At 58.2% G+C, this 2,920-nt stretch carries 2 protein-coding genes and 1 pseudogene; 1 reads left to right on the top strand and 2 read right to left on the bottom strand.

Annotation, left to right across the window (positions count from 1 at the left end; all coding sequences use genetic code 11):
- The coding region (locus tag JCM25143_RS14790; RefSeq protein ID WP_025860738.1) for an alcohol dehydrogenase catalytic domain-containing protein at positions 1 to 564 on the bottom strand (564 nt) is incomplete at its 3' end.
- A gap of 322 nt (positions 565 to 886) precedes the next feature.
- Here JCM25143_RS14790 and JCM25143_RS20265 point away from each other — a divergent pair.
- Positions 887 to 2,561 (top strand): annotated as a pseudogene (locus JCM25143_RS20265) (alpha-keto acid decarboxylase family protein).
- A gap of 133 nt (positions 2,562 to 2,694) precedes the next feature.
- Here the strand turns inward: JCM25143_RS20265 and JCM25143_RS14780 are convergent.
- A partial coding sequence (locus tag JCM25143_RS14780) for an RcnB family protein (protein WP_025861787.1) occupies positions 2,695 to 2,920 on the bottom strand: 226 nt, incomplete at its 5' end.

Genomic DNA, 2,920 nt, shown 5'->3' with positions numbered 1-2,920 from the left:
AGAGCCGGGCTCCACCTTCGCCGTGAACAGAACTGCGCCAAGGCCTGTCGTGACACCGCAGCCAATGTAGCAGACCTTGTCAAACGGCGCGTCCGGGCGGATTTTCGCCAGCGCGATTTCCGGCAGAACCGTGTAGTTCGCAAAGGTCGAGCAGCCCATGTAATGATGGATCGGCTGTCCCTTGAACGAAAAGCGCGATGTGCCATCGGGCATCAGCCCCTTGCCCTGTGTCGAGCGGATGGCCGTGCACAGGTTCGTCTTGCGCGAAAGGCATGATTTGCACTCCCGGCACTCAGGCGTATAGAGCGGGATTACGTGGTCACCCGGGCGCAGGTGCTGCACGCCAGCGCCAACCTCCACAACAACGCCAGCCCCTTCATGCCCCAAAATCGCCGGGAAAAGACCCTCAGGGTCCGCTCCAGAAAGCGTATACTTGTCCGTGTGACAAAGCCCCGTCGCCTTCACCTCAACAAGAACCTCGCCCGCGCGCGGACCTTCAAGCTGAACGCGCTCAATCTCCAAAGAACGTCCAGCCTCAAATGCTACCGCTGCCCTTACGTCCATTCTCTTTACTCTCCCGCTTCATGCACCACAGGGCCAGCGAAAAACTGACCGTATCGTTACTGTTTCGTACTATAGGCCATGCTTCATGCAAAGGGCAGGCCGCTATATCGGCACGTGCCATGCGCTCACACCGGAGTGATCGCCCCTTGCGCAAGGGCCTACGGACAACCTCGGGGCGGTAAACTGCGGACAAATAGCCCATATTTAATGGCATATATTTTAGATATGGATTGTCCATCATTCATATATTGGACATTGGCCTGAGGCGGGTTTTTACAATGAGCGCAATCGCTATCCTGCGTCTCACTGGAGTATCCCGACCGTGACCTATACCGTTGGCATGTATCTTGCAGACCGCCTTGTACAAATCGGGCTGAAGCACCATTTCGCCGTTGCGGGCGACTACAACCTCGTTCTTCTGGACCAGTTGCTCCTGAACAAGGGCATGGAACAGATTTACTGCTGCAACGAGCTGAACTGCGGCTTTAGTGCAGAAGGATATGCCCGCTCCAATGGTGCTGCGGCTGCCGTGGTCACTTTCAGTGTCGGCGCCATTTCCGCCATGAATGCCATTGGCGGTGCCTATGCCGAAAACCTGCCGGTTATCCTGATTTCGGGCGCGCCCAACAGCAACGATCACGGCACCGGCCACATCCTGCACCACACAACCGGCAAGACTGATTACGGCTATCAGTTGGAAATGGCGCGACAGGTGACCTGTGCAGCTGAAAGCATTACCGATGCTCAGTCCGCCCCCGCCAAGATCGACCATGTAATCCGTACGGCCCTGCGTGAGCGCAAGCCCGCGTATCTGGAAATCGCGTGCAACATTTCCTCCGAACCCTGCGTGCAGCCCGGCCCTGTCTGCAGCCTGCTGGCCGAGCCCGAAATCGACCAGACAAGCCTGAAAGCCGCTGTGGACGCCACGGTTGCCTTTCTGGAAAAATCCACCAAGCCCGTCATGCTGGTGGGCAGCAAGCTGCGCGCCGCCAACGCACTGGCCGAAACCGAAACACTGGCTGACAAGCTGCAATGCGCCGTAACCATTATGGCCGCGGCAAAAGGCTTTTTCCCTGAAGACCACGCAGGTTTCCGTGGCCTGTACTGGGGCGAAGTTTCAACTCCCGGCGCGCAGGAACTGGTAGAAACCGCCGATGCGCTGCTGTGCATTGCCCCTGTGTTCAATGACTATTCAACGGTTGGCTGGTCCGCATGGCCCAAAGGCCCGAATGTCATTCTGGCCGAACCCGACCGCGTTACGGTTGATGGCCGGGCCTATGACGGCTTTACCCTGCGCGCGTTCCTGCGCGCTCTGGCAGAAAAAGCCCCCGCGCGCCCGGCTTCCGCACAAAAAGGCAGCGTGCCGACATTCTCGCTCCCTGCAACCTCAGATGAAGCCGGACTGACGAATGACGAAATCGTTCGCCATATCAACGCCCTGCTGACATCAAACACCACGCTGGTAGCCGAAACGGGCGATTCATGGTTCAACGCCATGCGCATGACGCTGCCGCGCGGCGCACGAGTGGAACTGGAAATGCAGTGGGGCCATATCGGCTGGTCCGTGCCTTCCTCCTTCGGCAATGCATGGGCTCTCAGGATCGCCAGCATGTGGTGATGGTGGGAGATGGTTCTTTCCAGCTCACCGCTCAGGAAGTAGCGCAGATGGTGCGCTACGAACTGCCCGTTATCATTTTCCTGATCAACAACCGTGGTTATGTCATTGAAATTGCCATTCATGACGGCCCTTACAACTACATCAAGAACTGGGATTACGCCGGTCTGATGGAAGTGTTCAACGCCGGAGAAGGCCATGGCCTTGGCCTGAAAGCCACCACCCCCAAGGAACTGGCGGAAGCCATTGCCAAGCAAAAGCCAACACCCGTGGCCCGACGCTGATCGAATGTCAGATTGACCGTAAGGACTGCACGGATACGCTGGTCAAATGGGGCCACAAGGTTGCCTCGGCCAACGCCCGCAAAACACCACTGGCCTGACACACAAAGGCCGTGCCCAAAAAGCACGCCCGGCCAGCAGTCTGATACACAAAGGCCCATCCTGTCATCAGGATGGGCCTTTGCTTATTGATGCGACTACAAAAGCCCTGCCCGTTTATGGGCAGGGAGCGTGTTAACGCATGGAACCTGCAACAATGGCGGAAATGACACCCGTGGCAACCGCTGTCAGCAGAAACTGATTACCAGCCTGTACCCAGCGATACCCGTAGGGCGGCGCATAAAGCCCCGGATAGGTGCGCCAGTCATTCACCCAAGGCGATCCACCCCAGTACCGGTCCCCACGCCGCCAGGTCATCGGGCCGGGGCCACCGCCACCACCCGGACCACCCCAACGACCG

The organism is Acetobacter papayae JCM 25143 (genome assembly GCF_000613285.1).
Classification (GTDB): Bacteria; Pseudomonadota; Alphaproteobacteria; order Acetobacterales; family Acetobacteraceae; genus Acetobacter; species Acetobacter papayae.
The sequence above is the reverse complement of the archived record's forward strand: the minus strand, read 5'-3'. Positions and strand labels throughout refer to the sequence as shown.